At 64.5% G+C, this 19,440-nt stretch carries 14 protein-coding genes, 4 pseudogenes and 1 riboswitch; of the genes and pseudogenes, 11 read left to right on the top strand and 7 right to left on the bottom strand.

The genetic code is table 11. From position 1 onward, the window contains the following. A pseudogene (locus tag PHD22_RS11450) lies at positions 1–103 on the bottom strand (TetR/AcrR family transcriptional regulator); the annotation flags it as partial. 99 nt (positions 104–202) lie between these two features. On the opposite strand from PHD22_RS11450, the gene PHD22_RS11440 reads away from it, so the two are divergent. Beyond that, positions 203–1,534, top strand: coding sequence for an EAL domain-containing protein (locus tag PHD22_RS11440; RefSeq protein WP_366520726.1), 1,332 nt, complete (start codon positions 203–205; stop codon positions 1,532–1,534). A 170-nt stretch (positions 1,535–1,704) separates the two neighbouring features. Continuing rightward, the gene (locus PHD22_RS11435; RefSeq protein ID WP_299866664.1) at positions 1,705–3,042 is read left to right on the top strand and encodes a diguanylate cyclase; all 1,338 of its coding nucleotides are present in this window, start codon (positions 1,705–1,707) and stop codon (positions 3,040–3,042) included. Between the two features lie 29 nt (positions 3,043–3,071). Here the strand turns inward: PHD22_RS11435 and hflX are convergent, their stop codons facing one another. Then, positions 3,072–4,397: a GTPase HflX gene (hflX, locus tag PHD22_RS11430; RefSeq protein WP_299866661.1), complete on the bottom strand. Its 1,326-nt coding sequence runs from the start codon at positions 4,395–4,397 to the stop codon at positions 3,072–3,074. Between the two features lie 252 nt (positions 4,398–4,649). Between hflX and PHD22_RS11425 the strand changes: the two genes are divergently transcribed. The 6 genes from PHD22_RS11425 to PHD22_RS11400 all read left to right on the top strand — a co-directional run bounded on the left by PHD22_RS11425 (position 4,650) and on the right by PHD22_RS11400 (position 15,031). Further along, complete coding sequence (locus tag PHD22_RS11425; RefSeq protein ID WP_299866658.1) at positions 4,650–5,801, top strand: HD domain-containing phosphohydrolase; 1,152 nt, start codon at positions 4,650–4,652, stop codon at positions 5,799–5,801. Between the two features lie 12 nt (positions 5,802–5,813). Further along, positions 5,814–6,446 (top strand): histidine phosphatase family protein, encoded by a 633-nt coding sequence (locus tag PHD22_RS11420; protein WP_299866655.1) that lies wholly within the window; start codon positions 5,814–5,816, stop codon positions 6,444–6,446. Positions 6,447–6,449: 3 nt separating this feature from the next. After that, positions 6,450–10,703 carry a response regulator gene (locus PHD22_RS11415; protein ID WP_299866652.1) on the top strand — a complete coding sequence of 1,418 codons (4,254 nt, stop codon included), beginning with the start codon at positions 6,450–6,452 and terminating at the stop codon, positions 10,701–10,703. A gap of 115 nt (positions 10,704–10,818) precedes the next feature. After that, entirely contained in the window at positions 10,819–11,637 is an 819-nt protein-coding gene (locus PHD22_RS11410; RefSeq protein ID WP_299866649.1) for an EAL domain-containing protein, read from the top strand. 167 nt (positions 11,638–11,804) lie between these two features. Beyond that, positions 11,805–12,024, top strand: a riboswitch (cobalamin riboswitch). A gap of 146 nt (positions 12,025–12,170) precedes the next feature. Beyond that, positions 12,171–13,865: an adenosylcobinamide amidohydrolase gene (locus PHD22_RS11405; protein WP_299866646.1), complete on the top strand. Its 1,695-nt coding sequence runs from the start codon at positions 12,171–12,173 to the stop codon at positions 13,863–13,865. Further along, the gene (locus tag PHD22_RS11400; protein ID WP_299866643.1) at positions 13,862–15,031 is read left to right on the top strand and encodes a PepSY-associated TM helix domain-containing protein; all 1,170 of its coding nucleotides are present in this window, start codon (positions 13,862–13,864) and stop codon (positions 15,029–15,031) included. The genes PHD22_RS11405 and PHD22_RS11400 overlap by 4 nt, the downstream gene beginning before the upstream one ends. A 100-nt stretch (positions 15,032–15,131) precedes the next feature. Here PHD22_RS11400 and PHD22_RS11395 read toward each other — a convergent pair. The 4 genes and pseudogenes from PHD22_RS11395 to PHD22_RS16920 form a co-directional block, all read right to left on the bottom strand. After that, positions 15,132–15,594 (bottom strand): annotated as a pseudogene (locus PHD22_RS11395) (transposase); the annotation flags it as partial. Positions 15,595–15,671: 77 nt separating this feature from the next. Next, the gene (locus PHD22_RS11390; RefSeq protein WP_299866640.1) at positions 15,672–16,058 is read right to left on the bottom strand and encodes a hypothetical protein; all 387 of its coding nucleotides are present in this window, start codon (positions 16,056–16,058) and stop codon (positions 15,672–15,674) included. A 4-nt stretch (positions 16,059–16,062) separates the two neighbouring features. Continuing rightward, positions 16,063–16,653, bottom strand: coding sequence for a type II toxin-antitoxin system Phd/YefM family antitoxin (locus PHD22_RS11385; RefSeq protein WP_366520727.1), 591 nt, complete (start codon positions 16,651–16,653; stop codon positions 16,063–16,065). Further along, a pseudogene (locus tag PHD22_RS16920) lies at positions 16,653–16,697 on the bottom strand (hypothetical protein); the annotation flags it as partial. The gene PHD22_RS11385 and the pseudogene PHD22_RS16920, both read right to left, overlap by 1 nt. A 383-nt stretch (positions 16,698–17,080) precedes the next feature. Here PHD22_RS16920 and PHD22_RS11380 point away from each other — a divergent pair. The 3 genes from PHD22_RS11380 to PHD22_RS11370 are packed head-to-tail and all read left to right on the top strand — an operon-like array spanning position 17,081 to position 19,337. Then, positions 17,081–17,977: a TauD/TfdA family dioxygenase gene (locus PHD22_RS11380; protein WP_299866634.1), complete on the top strand. Its 897-nt coding sequence runs from the start codon at positions 17,081–17,083 to the stop codon at positions 17,975–17,977. A gap of 36 nt (positions 17,978–18,013) precedes the next feature. Next, the gene (locus PHD22_RS11375; RefSeq protein WP_299866631.1) at positions 18,014–19,024 is read left to right on the top strand and encodes an ABC transporter substrate-binding protein; all 1,011 of its coding nucleotides are present in this window, start codon (positions 18,014–18,016) and stop codon (positions 19,022–19,024) included. A 7-nt stretch (positions 19,025–19,031) separates the two neighbouring features. Continuing rightward, positions 19,032–19,337: an ATP-binding cassette domain-containing protein gene (locus PHD22_RS11370; RefSeq protein ID WP_299866629.1), complete on the top strand. Its 306-nt coding sequence runs from the start codon at positions 19,032–19,034 to the stop codon at positions 19,335–19,337. A 9-nt stretch (positions 19,338–19,346) separates the two neighbouring features. On the opposite strand, the pseudogene PHD22_RS11365 reads toward PHD22_RS11370, so the two are convergent. After that, positions 19,347–19,440, bottom strand: a pseudogene (locus PHD22_RS11365) (recombinase family protein); the annotation flags it as partial.

The following is a 19,440-nucleotide window of genomic DNA, read 5'->3' as shown; positions in this document are numbered from 1 at the left end:
TGGTTATCTCGCTTGGGTTTTGTGAACCGGCAAGCGCCACGACGGACTCGACAGTTACGGCACGACGTTCATCGGCCGGCAGATGCTTTGGATGGGTGTCCACGAGCACTCCTTGTAAGATAGTAAATGATTACTATCTTACCACAAGAGGCAACTCAAACAAGAGAAAACCCGACGTACTCGTCAATATCTAGAGTCTGCAATGGGCTTAACGTGCTTTATTTTCCGTTTTCTGAGACGTCCCCTGACGGTGTCTGCCAGCCTGGGGGTCACCTTCTATCCCCAGGACGGGAATGTGGATGCCGACCAGCTCATCCGCCAGGCGGACCAGGCCATGTACCAGGCCAAGCTGGCAGGCAAGAACCGCTATCACGCCTTCGACATGGGTCAGGACGTGAGCATCCGGCGGCACCATGAGGGCCTGGAGCGCCTGCGTCTGGCCCTGGACCGGGATGAGTTCGTGCTCCACTTCCAGCCCAAGGTGAATATGTGCAGCGGTGCGGTGATTGGTGCAGAAGCCCTGATCCGCTGGCACCATCCCGAAAAAGGCATGCTGGCCCCCGCCGCCTTCCTGCCCTTGCTCGAAGGCCATGCCCTGGCCGTGGAACTGGGCGAATGGGTCATCGATACCGCCCTGAGCGAGCTGGAGACCTGGCAGGGACAAGGCCTGGAGATCGGGGTCAGCGTCAATGTGGGGGCCAGCCAGCTGCAGCAGGCAGACTTCGTCGAACGTCTGCAGCATCTCCTGAGCCGTCATCCCGGGGTGAAACCGGGTTCCCTCAGCCTGGAGGTGCTGGAAACCAGCGCCCTCGGTGAAATCGGGCTGGTCTCCAGCACCATGCGGGCTTGCCGCAGCCTGGGCGTCGGCTTCGAACTGGACGACTTTGGAACGGGTTACTCCTCCCTGACCTACCTCAAGCATCTCCCTGTCGCCACACTCAAGATCGACCAGAGTTTCGTCCGTGACATGCTCAACGAACCGGACGATATTGCCATCCTGGAAAGTGTGCTGGACCTTTCCGCCGCCTTTGACAAGACGGTGATCGCCGAAGGCGTGGAAACCCTCCGGCAGGGCGAACTGCTACTGCTTCTGGGCTGTCGGCTGGCCCAGGGCTACGGCATCGCCCGGCCGATGCCTGCCACCGATCTGCCCGCCTGGGTGGCCCGGTGGCAGCCCGACGTTCTCTGGCAAGTTACCCGCGCCCTGAGCCAGGACCGTCGTCCCCTGCTGCGCGCAGCGATCAAGCACCATGCCTGGATCCATGCCATCAGCCGCTACCTGCGGGGCGAGTCCCCGAGCACGCCCCCTCTGTCTCCCAGCGCATGCGCCTTTGGCAAATGGCTCCAGTCGGACTCCCCGATCCGGCAGGCCATCCCGTCCCAGGTGGACACCCTTCACCTGGAAATCCACAGGGATGCAGCTGCCTTGCTGGAACTGCAGGCCCAGGGACGCAGCGCGGAGGCCATCGCCGGCATCCCCCACCTTCAGGCACAGCGCGATACCTTGATCAACGCCCTGAAGAGCCTGCTGTAGTACAGGGGCAGCCTCGGGCCGAACGGCTTTCCCGGATACCCAAGGCCTGCAAAATGCACACTCTCCCCTTTCTGGGGCTTGCGTAAAACCGCCGCGCCCACCAAGCTTGGCAGGCGCTCCAGACCAGGCTGAAAAACGAAAAATCCACACCCTCCCCAGCGTCATTTTCCATGGACAACCCCGGACACCACCAGCTGCTCAGAAGCCTGGACCTGCTTCTTGATGCGGTTTTTCTTGTTGCCGCCGATGGTCACATCCTCTATGCCAGTGCGGCCTGCGAGACCATCTTCGGGTACACCCCGGCCGAAATGAGCGGTACCCACATGATCGACCTGGTGCTCCCGGAGGACAAGGAAAAGACCCTCCAGGAAGCCGCCCGGGTGATGGCCGGCCACCCACGCATCGGCTTCGAGAACCGTTACCTGCGCAAGGATGGCAGCACGGTGCATGTGATGTGGTCAGCCCACTGGTCTGCTGCGGAGCAGCTGCGGATCGGTGTCGCACGCAACGTGACGGCCCAGAAACAGGCTGAAGCCCTTCAGGGCGCCACCTATGCGGTCTCTGAAGCCGTGCATAACGCCCCGGATCTGGACGCCCTCTTTCATCAGATCCACGCCATCATCGCTGGCCTGGTGCCCCTCGCCGGCCTGGCCGTTGCCACCCGTGAGGGACAGGATGGAAAACTCGCCCTGGCCTACCGGCAGGATGCCGGTGGCGCGGAGCTCGCGCTGGACACGGCTGCGACGCACCGGCATTGCGCCCAGGTGATCGGCAGCCACAGCCCCCTGGTGCTCCAGGACGAAAGTCTGACACCTGCCAGCGGCAGGGGAGCTCATTCCCCCCCGGAGGACTGCTGGCTGATCATGCCCCTGATCAGCCAGCACGAGGCCATTGGCGCCCTGGTGCTCAAGGCGCCGCCCGATGTACGGTACACCGACAAGGACAGGGAGCTGTTCCAGTTCGTTTCTGCCCAGGTGGCCACCGCGATCGAGCGGGTTCAGCTCAAGGCCGAACTCGTCCGGGCCGCCCAGTACGACGAGCTGACCAGCCTGCCCAACCGGCGCCTGTTCCATGACCGCATGGCCACCGCCCTGGTCCGCTGCCGACGCCGCCAGGGACGCATGGCCCTGCTCTATATCGATCTGGATGACTTCAAGCAGGTAAACGACTGTTTCGGCCATGCCATCGGCGACCAGCTGCTGAAGCAGGTCGCACGCCGCCTGGAGCGCTGCGTGCGCAAGGCCGACACGGTGGCCCGGCTGGGCGGGGATGAGTTCGTGGTGATCCTCGAGGACATTCAGGCGCCCGAAGACGCCACCACGGTTGCCACCAAGATCCATGCCAGCCTCGCCCAGGCCGTCCCGATTGCCGGCCGGGCACTCCACACCCATGCCAGCATCGGCATCGCCCTGTATCCCCAGGACGGTGTTGAAGCAGACCAGCTGCTACGCCACGCGGACACCCACATGTACCAGGACAAGAACGACAAGCCGTTCCTCCCCCGCTAGCCCGGAGACCCCGTCAGGCTCCCACACCTTCACGACGCCATATCCGGGTCACCCCCCTCGCCAAACTGCGCCCGCAGCCTGTCCAGGGTTTCGGCCTCACCCCGGACCCGGAAGAACGCTCCGGCATCGTCCGCCCGCTCGGCCAGGACCTCGCACTGGGCAAAGATTTCCTGACGTCCCTGCTGTGCAGACCAGGGCAGGAACAGCTCGGCCTCCACCAGATCCTGCTGGAAGAAGGTCACGATGGTCTGTCGCAGTCGGGCCACTTCGTCAGGGCGCCGGGCGCTCATCACAATGCATCCGGGATAACGCTCCGCCAGGGCGGCGGCGTGCTGGGCCTGCGCTTCGGCATCCCCTGCATGATCGATTTTGTTGAAGACGCGCAGGCGGGGCACCTGATCGGCACCGATCTCTTCCAGCACCCGGTCGGTCACCGCCAGCTGGCGCTCGAAGCCGGGGTCGCTGGCATCGATCACATGGAGCAGGAGCTCCGCATCGAGGGCCTCATCCAGAGTGGACTTGAACGAAGCCACCAGGCCATGGGGCAGGTTCTTGATGAAACCGACGGTGTCGCTGACCAGTACCCGGGGCACACTTTCCGGATGCAGAACCCGCACGGTGGTGTCCAGCGTTGCAAACAGCTTGTTGGCCACCAGCACTTCGCTGCCGGTCAGGGCCCGCATCAGGGTGGACTTGCCGGCGTTGGTGTAGCCCACCAGCGCGACCCGGGCGAGCCCCTGCCGCCCCTGCCGGCGCGCCCGCTGGGTCTTGCGCTCCAGTTCCATGGCATTGATCTCGAGCTGCAGCTCGGCGATCCGGTCACGGATCTTGCGCCGGTCCAGCTCGGTCAGGGACTCTCCCGCCCCACGGCCGCCCCCGCCGCCCCGCTGACGCCCCTGGGAGCCCGCGAGCTTGGCCATCTCGCGCAGACGCGGGGCCATGTAGCCGAGACGGGCGATTTCCACCTGGGCCCGGGCGGCACGGGAGCGGGCGTTGCGGTGGAAGATCTCGAGAATGACCATGGTACGGTCCATGACCTCACAGCCTACCTCCAGCTCGAGGTTGCGCGCCTGGGAGGGGGACAGCTCATGGTCCACCAGAATGAACCCGATGTCGCGTCCATCGTCGCCAGCCACGAAGTCGTGAATCTCCTGCCGCTTGCCGGCACCCAGATAAGCCGCCGTATCGAAACCCGAACGCTTCTGGACAAAGGTGTGGATCACCTGCAGGCCCAGGGTTTTTGCCAGCTCCCGCAGTTCGGCGAGCGAAGACTCGAACTCGAAATCAGTGACATGGGGCAACTGGACCGCGGCAACGACGGCGTAGATGGGGTTCTCTCGAGCTTCTGTGTGCATGCAGCGCGGGCTTTACAGGAAAAGGTAAAGCCGGATAGTACGCCTCTGCACCCCACGGGCTGGAAGAACTTTGCATCGAGTGCCGCGCCAGGTTTCATGACGGGACCCGGCTGCCTGAAAATGCCATGCATTGCGTCACGGTACGCGGTTTTTCCTTGTGCCTGCCTTACCCATCCGGCGGTTTCCGCGCATTATCATGTCCCTTGTCAGATCCGGCTCGCCAGAGCTGCCACAATCACCCGCGCCTCGTCCATGTACTTACAGCCCTCACCCTCTCCGCACGACCAACGAAAGACCATCCTGGTGGTGGACGACACCAAGGAAAACCTCACTGTCCTTGCCGGTCTGCTGGGCGGAGAGTTCCGGGTCCGCGTCGCCAACTCGGGGGAGCGGGCCCTGAAGGCCGTCCGGCTGCCCCCCTTGCCCGATCTCATCCTGCTCGACGTGATGATGCCCGGGATGGATGGGTATGCCGTCCTGAAAGCCCTCCGTGCGGATGCCGGTACCCATCACATCCCCGTCATTTTCGTCACCGCCATGAGTGCTGACGAAGACGAGGAGCACGGTCTTGCCCTCGGCGCGGTGGATTACGTCACCAAGCCCATCCGGGCGGCCATCCTGCAGGCCCGGGTCAGGGCGCATCTCGAGCTGAAGCAGGCCCGGGACACCCTGGCCAGCCACAATGACGACCTGGAACGGGAAGTCCGGCGCCGCATGGGAGAGAACGAACTCATCAAGGCGATCAGCCTGAACGCCCTGGCCACCCTCGCCGAGAAACGCGACAACGAAACCGGCAACCACCTCTACCGGACCCAGGCTTACATCGAAATACTGATGCGTCACCTGGCGACTCATCCAGATTTCTGTGACCAGCTGGACCCGGGCAGCCAGGAACTGATCGCCAAGGCCGCCCCCCTCCACGACATCGGCAAGGTCGGCATTCCGGATGCGATCCTGCTCAAGCCGGGCAAACTGACGCCGGAAGAATTCGAAATCATGAAAACCCACAGCCAGATCGGTGCGGATGCCCTTGGAGAGGCCATTGAACGGGTGCTGACCCACTCGGGGATTGACCCGGGCAATCGCCAGGGACCAAACAGCTCCCTGTCCTTTCTCGACGTGGCCCGGCAGATCGCGCTCCACCACCACGAAAAATGGGATGGTTCAGGTTATCCCCACGGGCTGGCCGGCGATGCAATCCCCCTGCCCGGCCGCCTCATGGCGCTGGCCGACGTGTTCGACGCCCTGACCTGCAAGCGGCACTACAAGGAAGCCTTCACCCCCGCAAGGGTTCACACCCTCATTACCGAAGGACGGGGAGTCCATTTTGACCCTCGCATCGTGGACGCCTTTCTGGAACTCGAAGGCGTGTTCCTCGACATTGCAGCACGCTATCGGGACTGATGGATTGGAGCGATGATGATGAAAACCCTTGGCGGCCTGCTTGCCACCTTCCTGCTGGTGGCCTCCACTGCAGCGGCACCACCGCAAGGCCGTTTCGTAGAACGGGCATTGAGCCACGTCCAGTTCCAGCAACTCGGCGCAGGGGGCTTCGTGATCTACATGCGTCATGGCAAGACCGACGTCACCCGGCCGGATCAGCCAGATCTGGTGTTCCGGGACTGCCAGACCCAGCGCCCCCTCAATGAGGAAGGGCGCCAGATGAGCGTGGAGATCGGGGCGGCCCTGCGGGCAGGCCGGATTCCCATTTCGGAGATCTACGTAAGCCCCATGTGCCGGACACGGGAATCCGCCGAGCTGGTCTTCGGCAATGACGCATCCTTCATCGTTCTGGACGACCTGTTCTCATCCACGAACCAGACCAGCGAGCAGAAAAAACCCATCATCGCCACTACCCGGCGCCTGCTCTCCATGCCCGTCCCCCCGGGAAAAAACCGTTTCATCCTCGCCCACGCACCCAACCTCGCCGACACCATGGGCTACTTCCCGAAGGCGGAGGGGACCGTGGTGGTCTTCATCCCCATGGGCGACCACTTCGAGTACGTGGGCAGCATCCGTCCCGACATGTGGTCCCGTCTGCTGCGCTGAATCATGTCGTCCCGCCGCCGGATCTTCTTTCTGCTTCTCTTCGTCCCGGTGCTGCTGACCACCCTGGGTGCCGGCCTGACCCATCTGGCCATCCAGTCCTCCTTCCGCAATACGCAGCATGCGGCCAATCTGGCCCAGAAGGCCGACATCGGGGCCATGCTCGAGGCCAGCCGGGTGAGCAACGAAATGCTCAAGCTCCAGCGCCTGGTCTCCCAGACTCTCGAAGACGCCCGTTCCGGGCGGATCGATGAAGCGGAGGCCTACTTCGTTCACACCCGGGTGGTGGACAGCCTGTCCGAGCAGCACCGGGTGATGGAAGGCCTCCACACCCAGCTCGCCGCCTACGCCGTCGCCCAGGAAGTCACCGGTGCGCTGGAGGACTTCCAGAGCTACCGCAGCTTGATCATCACCGCCACCGACAGCATCGCGGTGGACACCAAGGTGGCCAGTGCCTACATCAACCGGGCCACCGAGCACTACATCGCCTTTGCCGAACACATCCAGGCCATCACGGTTGCCCTGACCGCCCACACCTCGCAACACCTGGACGAGCAGGAGGCCGAACTGGCGGCGCGAATCCGGGACTCCCTGCTGGTCCAGCTGGCCGGCTTCGTGCTGGTCGGGCTGATCTGGTTTCACCTCTCCCGTCAGATGACCCGCCAGCTGTCGCTGATCAGCAGCGCCCTGACCCGCCTCGGTGAGAAGGACCTGCTGCCCGATGAGCTCCGCCAGATCGACCGCCTGACGGGCTCCGGCAAGGGCATGTTCCGGGATCTGGCCCAGTCGGTGATGCGTTTTCGCACCGCCCTGATCGGGCGCCAGGAAACCCAGCAGGAGCTCCAGGCCCAGCGGGAGCGTCTCAAGATCATCATCCGCGGGATGCCCGACCTGGTCTGGCTGACGGACCCCGAGGGGCGCTACATCCAGTGCAATGCCCGCTTCGAGACGCTGACCGGCTTCACCGAGGAGCAGCTCCTGGGCCGCTTCGAGGGCGATATCGTCGCCCCTGGAGATGTCCTCCAGGCTGTTCCGGATGCTCCGGAGGGAAGCCTGCGGCGCATCAGCGAGACCTGGGTCAGCTTCGCCAGCGATGGCCACAGGGAGCTGGTGGAGACCATCAGGACCCCGATTCACGACGGCACCGGCCGCCTGATCGGCGTCCTCGGTGTCGCGCGGGACATCACGCCCCTCCACTTTTCCCAGGAGACCCTCCGGGAAAGCGAAACGAACCTGCGCCGGACCCAGGTTCTCGCCCGGATCGGCAACTGGACCTACAGCTTCGAGTTCGACATGGTGATGTGGTCCGAAGAAGCCTGCCAGCTCTTCCAGCTGCCCCTCGGTGAAACAGTCAGTTTTGCCCGGCTGCTGGCGCTGGTCCATCCGGAGGACCGGGACTACTTCCACACCCAGTGGGATCAGGCCGGACCGGATCGCCCCTTCGACATCGAGCACCGGATCTTCGTGAATGGTGCCGAGCACTGGGTACGGCAGCGGGCGGAGATCGAGACGGACGCTGCGGGCAGGCCCGTGAAGGCCTACGGCATCGTGCAGGACACCCATGCTCTCCATGAGGCATCGGAAGCCCTTCACGAGCGGGAAAAAATCTACAAATCCATCGTGGACATGTCGATGAGCGGAATCGTCCTGATCGACATCGAAACCATGGGTTACGTGGAGTTCAACGACGCGGCCTGCACTGCCCTGGGCTACAGCCGGGAGGAGTTCGCGGCGCTGTCCGTGCGCGATGTACAGGTCAGTGACCGCGTGGGAGAGGTGGATGCGCTGATCCGCGAGACCGTGGCCCTGGGGCGCAAGACCTTCGAGCACCAACACCGCCGCAAGGACGGTTCGCTGATGGACATCTGGGTCGCCCTGGCGCACATCAACCTGAAAGGCCGGGACTACCTGGCCGAAGTGATCCACGACATCACCGCCCAGAAGGAGAACGAGCGGCGCCTGCTGCGCTACCAGGATCACCTGGAGGACATCGTGGCCGAGCGGACCTCCGAGCTGGCCGCCGCGCGGGACGCTGCTGATGGGGCCAACCGCGCCAAGAGCGCCTTCCTGGCCAACATGAGCCATGAGATCCGGACCCCGATGAACGCCATCATCGGTCTGAGCCACATCATCCGACGCAGCTTGAGCACTCCCCATCAGATCCAGCAGATCGACAAGGTGACGGGAGCGGCTCACCACCTCCTCGGAGTGATCAACGACATCCTCGACTTCTCCAAGATCGAGGCCGGCAAGATGACGATGGAACCCACCGATTTCGAGGTGGACCGGGTCATCCGCAACGTCTGCAACCTGTGCGGCGAAAAGGCGGACGCCAAGGGCCTGGAGTTCATCGTTGACATCCGCGAACTGCCCGTGGCGCTCCACGGGGACGGACTGCGACTCGGCCAGATCCTGCTGAACTTCATCGGTAACGCGATCAAATTCACCGAGCACGGGCGCATCCGCCTGCGGGGTTTCGTGACCCATCAGGAAGGTCCCCGGCTATGGGCCCGCTTCGAGGTGAGCGATACCGGCATCGGGCTGAACGATGACCAGCGCGAGCGCCTGTTCACGGCATTCGAGCAGGCCGATCTCTCGACCACCCGGCGCTACGGTGGTACAGGCCTGGGGTTGGCCATTTCCAAGAAGCTGGTGCAGCTCATGGACGGCCGGATCGGTGTCACCTCCAACCCGGGCGAAGGAAGCACATTCTGGATTGAAGCCCCCTTCGAGCAGGTGCTCGACTTCCCCTCAAGACCCATTCCGGAACAACTCCGGCACGGCACCCGGGTGCTGATCGTGGACGACGTGGAGGACGCCCGGGAAACGATTGCCAACATGCTGAGCAGCCTGGGTGCCCGTGCGGACACCTGCGACAGTGGCACGACGGCCCTCTCCGTCATCGCCGAGGCCGACCGGGTGGGCGATCCGTATCACATCCTGCTCATCGACTGGGCCATGCCGGAGATGGACGGCATCGAGACCGGCAACCGGATTCTTGGCCTCCCCTTGCAGCACCGCCCCATCGCCGTGATGATCAGCGCCAGCGGCGATCCTCCCCAGGAAGCTTCCCGCACGGCCGGCTTCAGTGCCTTTCTCCCCAAACCAGTCACCCCCACCGCTTTGCTGTCGGCCCTGGATAACGTGCTCGGGCACGCGCCTAGCGGCCTCGAACAGCAGAACGCCGGCGCGCTGGAAGAGGCACTTCGTCTGCACCAGGGCACCCGGCTGCTGCTGGCGGAAGACAATCCCCTCAATCAGGAGGTCACTCAGGCATTGCTGAATCATGTGGGGCTGCAGATCGACGTGGCGAACCATGGCCGTGAAGCGGTCGAACTGGCCGGACGCAACGCCTACGGGTTGATCCTGATGGATATCCAGATGCCGGAAATGGATGGGCTGGAAGCCACCGCAGCCATCCGCAAGCTCCCCGGCGGCGCGGATATCCCCATCCTGGCAATGACCGCCAACGCCTTCGAGGAAGACCGGCTGGCCTGTCTGGCTGCCGGCCTGAACGACCACATCGCCAAACCGGTGGAACCCCAGCTGTTGTACGCCAAGCTGCTTAAATGGCTGCCGGCACTCCCCCTCAGCGTTCCCGTGACCACCGACCCGTCAATCGCTCCGGTGGAAGCTGAACCGACACACCCGGTGATTAGGGAGACACTCACCCGCATTCCCGGACTCCAGCTGGAGAAAGGCCTGCGCAACCTGCGTGGGCAGGCCGTACAGCTGCACAGCATGCTGGCGCGCCTGCCGGATGAGCATGAAAAGGACCTGCCGCGCCTGCGGGAGGCGATCGAGGCCGGCGACGTCCTCACCGCGACCCGCATCGTTCATACCCTGAAAGGCGTTTTCGCAACCCTCGGGCTGGTGGACCTGGCAGGACTCGCCAGCCGGCTGGAGCAGAGCTTCCGACAGGGTGTGACGCCGGCCGTCACCAAAGAACAGTGGGGTACGCTCGAAAAGACCAGCAGTGCCCTGTTCAAACATCTGCGCACCCTGCAGGAAGCCCCCCAGCCCTGCGCTGCCCCTGCTGAATTCATGGAAGCAGACGTGCTGAGAGCACGCCTGGAGACGCTTGTAGGGCTGCTCGAAACAGGCGACATGGACGCCGTGGCCGCCTTCGCGGCCCTCAAGCCGGTGCTCGGCACCCTGGCGCCGGAGCGGGTGGGCCCCATCGGACGGCTGATCGACGATTTCGAGTTCGAGGAAGCCGCACGGAGCCTGAATCAGCTCAGGGATGCTCCGGGAGATTGATCCGCCGCGAGCAGCCGGTGGAAGCGGCCTAAGCTTCGCAGAAATTCTTGCTTCTCCGAATGTCCGGGGACAGCTAGATTCCGGGCTCACACCCGCCTGTACCGAGGAGCTCCCCATGTCCATCGCCCCCCCGCTCAACCTTCTGACCCGCAATTTCCTGGATGGCCTGCCCGCCACGCGCACGCCGGGCAAGCAGCTGTACCGCCAGCCGGACGGCGGCGTACTGGGTGACTGGGCGGGTCTGGCTCTGGGCAGCGCATTCCAGCCCATCGTACGGGCCGACAGCGGCGAGCTGTTCGGGCGCGAGGCCTTCCTGCGCAGCGGAGTCGGGGAAGAACAGGGCCTTTCCCCGTGGACCCTGTTTTCGGCCAATACCGACGACGACCGCCTGATCGCCCTGGATCGGCTCGCCCGTACGGTGCATCTGCTCAATGCGCTCGTGGGGGGGCACGAGGGACGACTCTTCCTGAACGTGAACGGACGATTGCTGGCGGCCGTCAGTGACGACCATGGCCGGGCCTTCCGCCGGGTCGTGGATGCCCTCGGCCTGCTCCCCGAGCAGATTGTGATCGAGACTCCGGTGGAGGCCAGCCAGCAACCCGACCTGCTGGCCTTCGTGCTGCGCAACTACCGCAACAACGGCTTTCAGGTGGCCGTGAACGTGGACTCCGTAGCCCAGTGGCAGGCCGTTTCCCGAACCTTGTGGACTCAGTACGTGAAGGTTGACTACCGGCAGCTGGCCGCTACGCCCGGGGGCGCCGCAGCCCAGCTGACCCGTCTCGAGGGCCTGCGGGACGAAGCGGCCCTGGTGCTGACCCACGTGGAGCAGGCCGTACCCGAACTGAGGGGCGAGAACCTCCTGCTGCAAGGGCATGCTTTCGGACATCCGGTCCGCTTGAGCCCGCTCCCCGCCCTGGTGGCAGCCCATTCCTGACCGGATGACGCCACCTCCCGCCACGCCGAAACACTGACGGGCATCGGAGGCACCCCCGACGGACGCAGGCCCCCCGCTGGAGCCCCGGACCTTCCGGTTCTCCCTGCCCATGAGCCTCTGCCGGACCGGATCCGGTCCTTGCCCCCTGCGCCATCTTTCCAGTACTCTCCGCCCTCTGATCTCAGGGTGTCCCTGCCGCGACTGCGGCCGGGCGAAACGGGAAGTCCGGTGACAGAGGGGCAGATCCGCCCCGCTCAGTCCGGCGCAGCCCCCGCTGCTGTGAGCCTGACGACTCCATCCAATCCATGCCACTGGGCTCCGGTCCGGGAAGGCGATGGGGAAGAACGACGGCAAGCCAGAAGACCGACCCGGGAAAAATCTTGATTCGGCTGTGCCCCGGGGTGTGGGCCTGGCGAGCGGAGTGTGTCCGGTCTGCGTCCGGCGATGCCATCGGCGATCCCCGGCGGCACCCACTCCTTTCGTCTTTGTCCCTGTGTTCCCTGGTGCCCACGCCGACATTGCGCGGAGGCAGCGTGGCAGGACGACAATCGAATTTCCTCGGGGCATTGACCGCTGTGCTGTGGACGGTGCTGACCCTTGCCCTGGGCGCCTGGGCCATGCTTGCCCAGACCGCACGGGCCGAATCGCTGACCCTGCCCGATGAAGTTGCGGCCGATGCCCGGGTGGAACGGCAGATGCACGACGGTCTGTGGGAAAAGACGCTCATCGTGCGCTTTCCTGAACCGCGCCGGACCCTGTCCACCAGTGACGGCCTCCTGGAAAGCCGGGCGGCCATCAACCACGGAGCCCATCCAACGCTTTGGCAACGGCTGTCCGCCAGTTACAAGGGCGAAAACGGACAGGGTGGCAAAGCCTATGCAGAAGACGTGGTGAGCCGCACGGCGACCACCCTCGGACTCCCCCGGGACAGCATTGCCCGGATGGCCACGGCCGCGGATATGGACAACCTGGCCGTGGTGACCCGCCGCCACGGCCCCCTGACCGTCACCGTACTGGCCACCGCCGGCGCCAAGAGCAACGCCATCCGGACGGGCGTGGACGAAGGACGCCACATCGAGGGACAGGCGCCGGCCGGCACCATCAACATCCTGGTCCTCAGCAACGTGCGCCTGACGGATGCGGCACTGGCCCGGGCGCTGATCACGGTGACCGAAGGCAAGACCGCGGCCCTGGAAGACCTCCGGGTACCCAGCACCTATACCGCCGGAGTCCAGGCCACCGGCACGGGCACCGACAGCATCATCGTGGTGTCCGGGACCGGGCAGCCGACCGCCAGCTATACCGGCGGTCACAGTCGCATCGGCGAGCTGATCGGCAAGGCCACCTACCAGGCCGTGGTGGACGCCCTTGGCCGGCAGAACGGCTTCTTCCTGCCGGGCACGCGACGCTTCGAAGATCCACCGGCCGCCCTGCCCAAGCCTGCCGGCCACCTGCGCCTTGCCCTGCTGCACCTGGATCCGGTGCCCGGCGAAATTGCCGCCAACCGGGCCCGTATCGAGGCCGGTATCCGCGAAGCCGTACGTCACGGCGCCGACTGGGTGGTCACGCCGGAGCTGGCGGAAACCGGCTACAACTTTGCCAGGCGGGTCGGCACCAGCTGGATCGCACCCTTTCCCGACACCTGGATGAGCAGCCTCGCCGCTCTCGCCCGGGACAACCGGGTGGCCCTGTTCGTCGGCTTCGCCGAGCGGGATCCACGCCACGACACGCTCCACAACAGCGTTGCGGTGATCGACCGGAGCGGGCAGATCCTGGGCGCCTATCGCAAGCAACGGGTCCACGGGGGAGCAGAAAGCTGGTCGGTGGCCGGCAACGACGGCCAGCCCTTCCAGGTGGACGGGATCCCCGTGGGCGTGCTGATCTGCGCCGACACCTACGCCCCCGAGCCTGCCGCCCGGCTCCGGGCCCAGGGTGCCGCCCTCCTGCTGGTCCCCGCCAACTGGCCACCGGTCAACGGCATGGGGCCCGGCGATGTCTGGGAGCGCCGCTCCGCCGAAACCGGCCTGCCCGTCATCGTCAACAACCGCACGGGGCGCGAACCGGAGCTGGACTTCACCGCCGGCGAGAGCATCCTGTCGGTGGCGGGCCGCCGCCAGTACAGCTTCAGTACGCCGTCCGGACGCATGCTGCTGGTGGACTGGGACCGGGCCGACCGTTTCACGCCCCTCACTTCAGCGATCATGCCGATTCCTGGAGGCACCCCTTGAGGCTCCGCCGCCTGCTTGCGCGGGTTCACCGCTACCTGGGGCTGTCCCTGCTGGGCTTTGTCTTCGTGGCCGCCCTGAGCGGAACCTTGCTGGTGTTTGGCCAGGAGATCGACCGGCTGCTCAATCCCGACCTCCTGAGCGCCACACCGCCTGCTGCGGGGACCCCGCCACGCCCTCTGGCGGAGCTGGTGGCCGCCGGCACGGCCCATCAGCAGGCCCGGGACGATGGTCCCTGGCAGGCCCTGTCCCTCCTCCCCCCCCGGCAGGAGGACGGTGTAGCCATCCTCCTGTTCAAGGCGCCCGATCCGCTGCAGGAAGGGCGCAGCCGCTTCCACCAGGTGTTTCTGGACCCCTTCACCGCCCGTGTGCTCGGCGCCCGGGATCACAGCAGCCATGAGCTGAACCGACACCAGCTCCTGCACCTGCTCCGCACCGTGCATGGGAACCTGCTGCTGGGCAAGACCGGCTTCTGGATCATGGGGATCGTTGCCGGACTGTGGAGCCTGATGACCTTGCTGGGTCTCTACCTGTGGTGGCCAGGCCGCCAGAAGCTGACGCTGGCCCTGCAGATCAAGCGGCAGGCAGGCCCCGCCCGCTTCCATTTCGACCTGCACCGGGCCCTTGGCTTCTACAGCGCCCCGGTGCTGCTGGTGATCGCCATCACCGGTATCTACATGGCGCTGCCGGGGGAGGTGCGACCCCTTGTGGCGGCCCTGTCGCCCCTGGACGACGGCCGGACACCCCAGCCGGCACCTTCTGCAGCCCCTCCCATCGACGCCGATGAAGCAGTACGGATTGCCCGCCAGGTCTTTCCAAAGGGAGCACTGCGACGCGTGGGTTTGCCCCGTCATCAGGATGACAGCTATGCCATCGGTTTCCTGCTGCCTGGGGAGGTGCAACGGCCCAGCACGGGCCGCAGCACCGTCTGGGTGACGGTCCGCGGCGGCGCAGTCCTACACAGCCTGGACGCAACCCGGAGCAGTCCGGGGGACCTGTACCTGCAGTGGCAGACACCGCTGCACACCGGCACGGCCTTCGGGCTGACCGGACGGCTGCTGGTGCTGGCCGCCGGGCTCGCCGCCATCGGCCTGGCCTATGCCGGCCTGCGGGTATGGTGGCGCCGGGGACGTGGTCCGGGATGGCAGCGACCTCGATTTGCGGGTTGATGCGCGGCCTGGCGCAATCTGGCCTCAGTCGGGGTTGATGAGCAGCTCATCGACGGCCGCTGGGTAGAGTCGTTCATCAACTCGCGAAACTGCTTTATCAGGGCGCCGGCACCCGGGTCACGTCGATGATCTGCCCGCCCCGGGCGATGAAGCCTTTCTGGAGCAGCTGCGCCGAGACGCCGTCGAACAGCGCCTTGGCGCCCGCTTCGCCGATGCGGTTCTCGAAGGTCCGCACCGTGGTGCGATCCGGGATGGTCGTCACGTTCGCCAACCCGCAGAAGCGCTGGTAGCTCATGCGGTCGAGCCGCTGGTTCCATCTGCTCGACCGACAGGGTGTACAGCCGCTTCTGGACCAGGATGCGCACCATCGTCTCGGTCGGGTACGGCGGGCAGCCACCCTGCGCACTCACCGGGCGCGGCGCGAACCGATCCACCTCGGCTGCCAGCGCCACGAAGTCGATGTGCGACTCGATCTCGGCCAGCGGATCCCCCAGGGTGTCGATCTTCTTGCGGTGATGATCAAAGGCAAACAGGTCGGTCTTGATGGCGCTGCGCGGTTTCATCGGAATCGGCTCGGGGCGGATTCAGAACGTCGTAATTTTATAAGGGGTGGGCGGAGTGGGGTTTTTCGAGGCGCCCCTCAGTCATCCGCTGAATACATCAACTGGCGTTGGTGCTTCAAGGCCAGCAGCACAATGTCTGTTTCGGAATGGGCGTAAAGGATGATGAACTGCTGGCCGACGACGTACTCGCGCAGTGAAGGCAACCCGGCTTGCGCTGCCAGTTGCTGAACAGCGTTGGCCTTCAGCGTCGCTTGTGCAGATTTTGCAGATAGAAACCGTGCTGGCCGACCGCTGGCGGGCGACCAGGCCAGGATGGCGATCATCTCCCGGAGGTCAGCCTTAAGCTTGGTTAGCCGTGAATCCGCGCTGTCCACATCTTGGATTTGGAAGAACTGGTGAGCAGCGTCCAGGTTAGCAAGGAAATTCGGTGCGGCTTCGATCTTGGCGTTTAGGGGTAACGCCATGACTTCAGGACAACCCTTTCATGAGGTCTGCGTTTGAGACGCGATGCCCGGCTAAAACCTCACGCAGCCCTGCCTCAGCTTCAGTCAGCAGGACTAGGCTGGCGTGTTCTTCTTCTAGGGCATGGTAGTAGTCGAGCTTCTTCGCATCGACCAAGGCGACGTAAGCCGCCCCGTTCTTGGTCAGCAGCTTTTCAGCCCCGGACACCACATCATCAGCCAACTCGGTCAGGCGAGCGCGAGCCTCGCTGATCGGCACGACATCTTGGGCAGTGAAGCTCACGGCACATCCTTTAATGAAAACGTTAACGTTAAGTGTATCAGGCACTATGGCATTGTGCGTGTTGCAGTTGTTGCATGATTTTCGGAGCTTGAGTGCCACAAAAAACCACCCGAAGGCGGCTTTGTCGAGAGCTACGAGCACATCGCCCTGCTTGAACTCCGGCACCCAGGTCCAGGCGTTGGTGACGCCCAGCGGCTCGCGTTCGGGGCTGACGACGGGGTGCAAGTACAGGCCGCGCTGGGCTTCAAAGCTGAGCGGCCCCAGCCCACCTGTTCGTTGCGCGGGAATCGATATGCTGCAGCCGTTTCGGCCCAGTTCTCCCACGCACCGGGAATGCTCGCCCCGGGCTTCTGCCCCACTCGCTCGGCCCAGCAGCACTGCACGCTGATTCAGCCGCGCATCACCCAGCTCGATCGTCTCAAACTCCCGCTTCGCCCCGCTCCCTGTGTTCGTCACTCAGGACGATCGGGTACAAGGGTGGGAGATGTGCGTAATGGGATGGGGCTATCGGTGGGAAACGCAATCGCCTTCTCCTGCACCGTGGAATCCTGCGACGACGGCGTTGGAAAACGAAATTCATGGGGCCGCTCGCAGAGGCGGTAAATAGATTAATTGCGCATAAGCTTTGGTGATTCTGCCTTCATATTGATTGCAGAAAAAATTGGTTCGCAGCAGAGGGCGGGCTTTTTAGAGTGGACTTTCATTCATTGGATGGACCGGACGCCTTCCGGCCGACAACATCATGGAAGCGACACTCGACCAAGCATCTAGGCATGACACCGCACGCCAGTCCTTCGAGATCCACCCCCTTGGCCCTGTCCTTGGCGCTGAGGTCACGGGCCTCGATCTCGCCAAGCCCGTTTCCGATGCGGACGTTCAGCGCATCCGGCAGGCTTACCGCGACCACCACGTGCTGGTGTTCCGTTCCCAGCGGATTTCTCCCGCCCAGCAGGTAGCCTTCAGCCGCCGCTTCGGGCCCCTGCAGAAGCATGTGCTGCATCAGTTCGCCCTTGCGGGTCATCCGGAGGTGATGATCATCTCGAACATCAGGGAAAACGGCGCCCCCATCGGCCTGGGCGATGCAGGACACTACTGGCATTCAGATCTCTCCTACGCAGAAAAACCCAGTCTCGGTTCACTGCTGCATGCCCAGGAGCTGCCTTCCGAAGGGGGTGACACCCTTTTTGCCAACCAGCACGCGGCCTACGAGGCCCTGCCCGAGCCCCTGCGCCAGCGTCTTGCCGGCCTGCAGGCGGAACACAGCTACCTCGCCAAGTACGAGGAGCTGCGGGCCCGCAACCCCTGGCGGCCCGCCCTGAGCCAGGAACAGATCGAGCAGGTCCGGCCTGTCGTTCATCCGGTGGTGCGCACCCATCCGGAGACCGGCCGCAAGGCCCTCTTTGTCAGCGAGCACTTCACCACCCGGATCGTCGGCCTCTCCGACGGGGAGAGCCGTGCGCTCCTGGAAGAGTTGTTCGCATTCAGTACTCGTCCCGAATTCGTTTACCGGCACGTCTGGCGCCCCCACGACATGGTGTTCTGGGACAACCGCTCCGTGCTGCATCTGGCAGCGGGCACCCCGGACCACCTCCGCCGCAAGCTGTATCGAACCACCATCGAGGGCGACACGCCCTTCTGAGAACCCACGACAACCCCAACCGACGGAGAATCGAAAATGAAAAAAATCGCACGCAAGGCAGCCTGCCTGCTGGGGGGCCTCGGCTTTCTGGTCGCAAGTCTGGGCGCCCAGGCGGAAGGCCAGATCCGTGTGGCACAGCAGTTCGGCATCGCTTACCTGCTGCTGGATGTGGTCCAGGATCAGAAGCTGATCGAAAAGCACGGCAAGGCCCAGGGTCTCGACATCAAGGTCGAGTGGGCTCAGGTTTCAGGCGCCACCGCCATGAACGAAGCGCTGCTGGCCGGCTCCCTCGACGTGGTGTCGGCGGGAGTGCCGCCCCTCCTGACCCTGTGGGACCGGACCCGGGGACGGCAGAACGTCAAGGCGGTGGCGGCCCTGGGGTCGCTGCCCAACTACCTGCTCACCACCAATCCGAACATCCGTTCCCTGAAGGACTTCTCCGAGAAGGACCGCATCGCCGTCCCTGCAGCGGGCACCGGCTTCCAGTCCAGGACGCTGCAGATCGAGACGGCGCGGATCTTCGGCAAGGATCAGTTCAAGCGTTTCGACACCCTTTCCGTGAGCCTCCCCCATCCGGACGCCACGGCGGCCCTGATTGCCGGCGGTTCTGAAATCAATTCCCACTTCTCCAGCGCCCCGTTCTACTACCAGGCCCTGGCCGGCAACAAGAACGTGCGCAAGGTGCTGAGCTCCTACGACATCCTGGGAGGCCAGGCCACGTTCAACGTGCTCTACACCACCCAGAAATTCCACGACGAGAATCCGAAGACCTACAAGGCGTTTTATGCGGCCCTCACGGAAGCCGAGAAGATCGTCAAGAACGACAAGGCCAAGGCCGCAGAGATTTTCATCCGGGCTCAGAAATCCAGGCTCCCCCTGGAGCTGGTGCGCAAGATCATCGAGGACCCGGAGAACGACTTCACGATCCAGCCCCAGCGCTCGCAGGTCTATGCGGAGGAACTTTACAAGCTTGGGGTCCTGAAAAACCGGGCCACCTCGTGGAAGGACTACTTCTTCGAGGAAGCCCATGCCCTGCCGGGAAGCTGAGGTCCCCATGTCCACAGTGACCAATCTCGGCTTCGGCCACGCCCATGGAATCGCCCCCCTGCTCCAGGTAGACCGGGTCAGCCTCGAGTATCGCACCCAGGACCGGGTGGTCCGGGCCACCCAGGAGGTCAGCTTCGAGGTCTACGGGGCGGATCGCTTCATCCTGCTGGGGGCCTCCGGCTGCGGCAAGTCGAGCCTGCTCAAGGCCGTGGCCGGCTTCATTCCCCCCACGGAGGGGGAGATCCGGCTGGACGCACGGCCGGTTTCCGGCCCCGGACCAGACCGCATCGGGGTCGTTTCAGAAAACGGATAATAAAGCACGTTAAGCGTGCGCGGAGGCAGGCACCCAGCGGTACAGCGTCGAAATGGGCACGGCGAGGTTCTTGGCCACGGCCTTGGGCGGCACCCGATACAGC

It is taken from the genome of Zoogloea sp., assembly GCF_028693495.1.
In the GTDB taxonomy this organism is placed as follows: domain Bacteria; phylum Pseudomonadota; class Gammaproteobacteria; order Burkholderiales; family Rhodocyclaceae; genus Zoogloea.
The sequence above is the reverse complement of the archived record's forward strand: the minus strand, read 5'-3'. Positions and strand labels throughout refer to the sequence as shown.

Coding starts and splice junctions, on each gene's coding strand:
- PHD22_RS11440 (WP_366520726.1), top strand. CDS start 203: ATGGGCTTAACGTGCTTTATTTTCCGTTTTCTGAGACGTCCCCTGACG.
- PHD22_RS11435 (WP_299866664.1), top strand. CDS start 1,705: ATGGACAACCCCGGACACCACCAGCTGCTCAGAAGCCTGGACCTGCTT.
- hflX (WP_299866661.1), bottom strand. CDS start 4,397: ATGCACACAGAAGCTCGAGAGAACCCCATCTACGCCGTCGTTGCCGCG.
- PHD22_RS11425 (WP_299866658.1), top strand. CDS start 4,650: ATGTACTTACAGCCCTCACCCTCTCCGCACGACCAACGAAAGACCATC.
- PHD22_RS11420 (WP_299866655.1), top strand. CDS start 5,814: ATGATGATGAAAACCCTTGGCGGCCTGCTTGCCACCTTCCTGCTGGTG.
- PHD22_RS11415 (WP_299866652.1), top strand. CDS start 6,450: ATGTCGTCCCGCCGCCGGATCTTCTTTCTGCTTCTCTTCGTCCCGGTG.
- PHD22_RS11410 (WP_299866649.1), top strand. CDS start 10,819: ATGTCCATCGCCCCCCCGCTCAACCTTCTGACCCGCAATTTCCTGGAT.
- PHD22_RS11390 (WP_299866640.1), bottom strand. CDS start 16,058: ATGGCGTTACCCCTAAACGCCAAGATCGAAGCCGCACCGAATTTCCTT.
- PHD22_RS11380 (WP_299866634.1), top strand. CDS start 17,081: ATGGAAGCGACACTCGACCAAGCATCTAGGCATGACACCGCACGCCAG.
- PHD22_RS11375 (WP_299866631.1), top strand. CDS start 18,014: ATGAAAAAAATCGCACGCAAGGCAGCCTGCCTGCTGGGGGGCCTCGGC.
- PHD22_RS11370 (WP_299866629.1), top strand. CDS start 19,032: ATGTCCACAGTGACCAATCTCGGCTTCGGCCACGCCCATGGAATCGCC.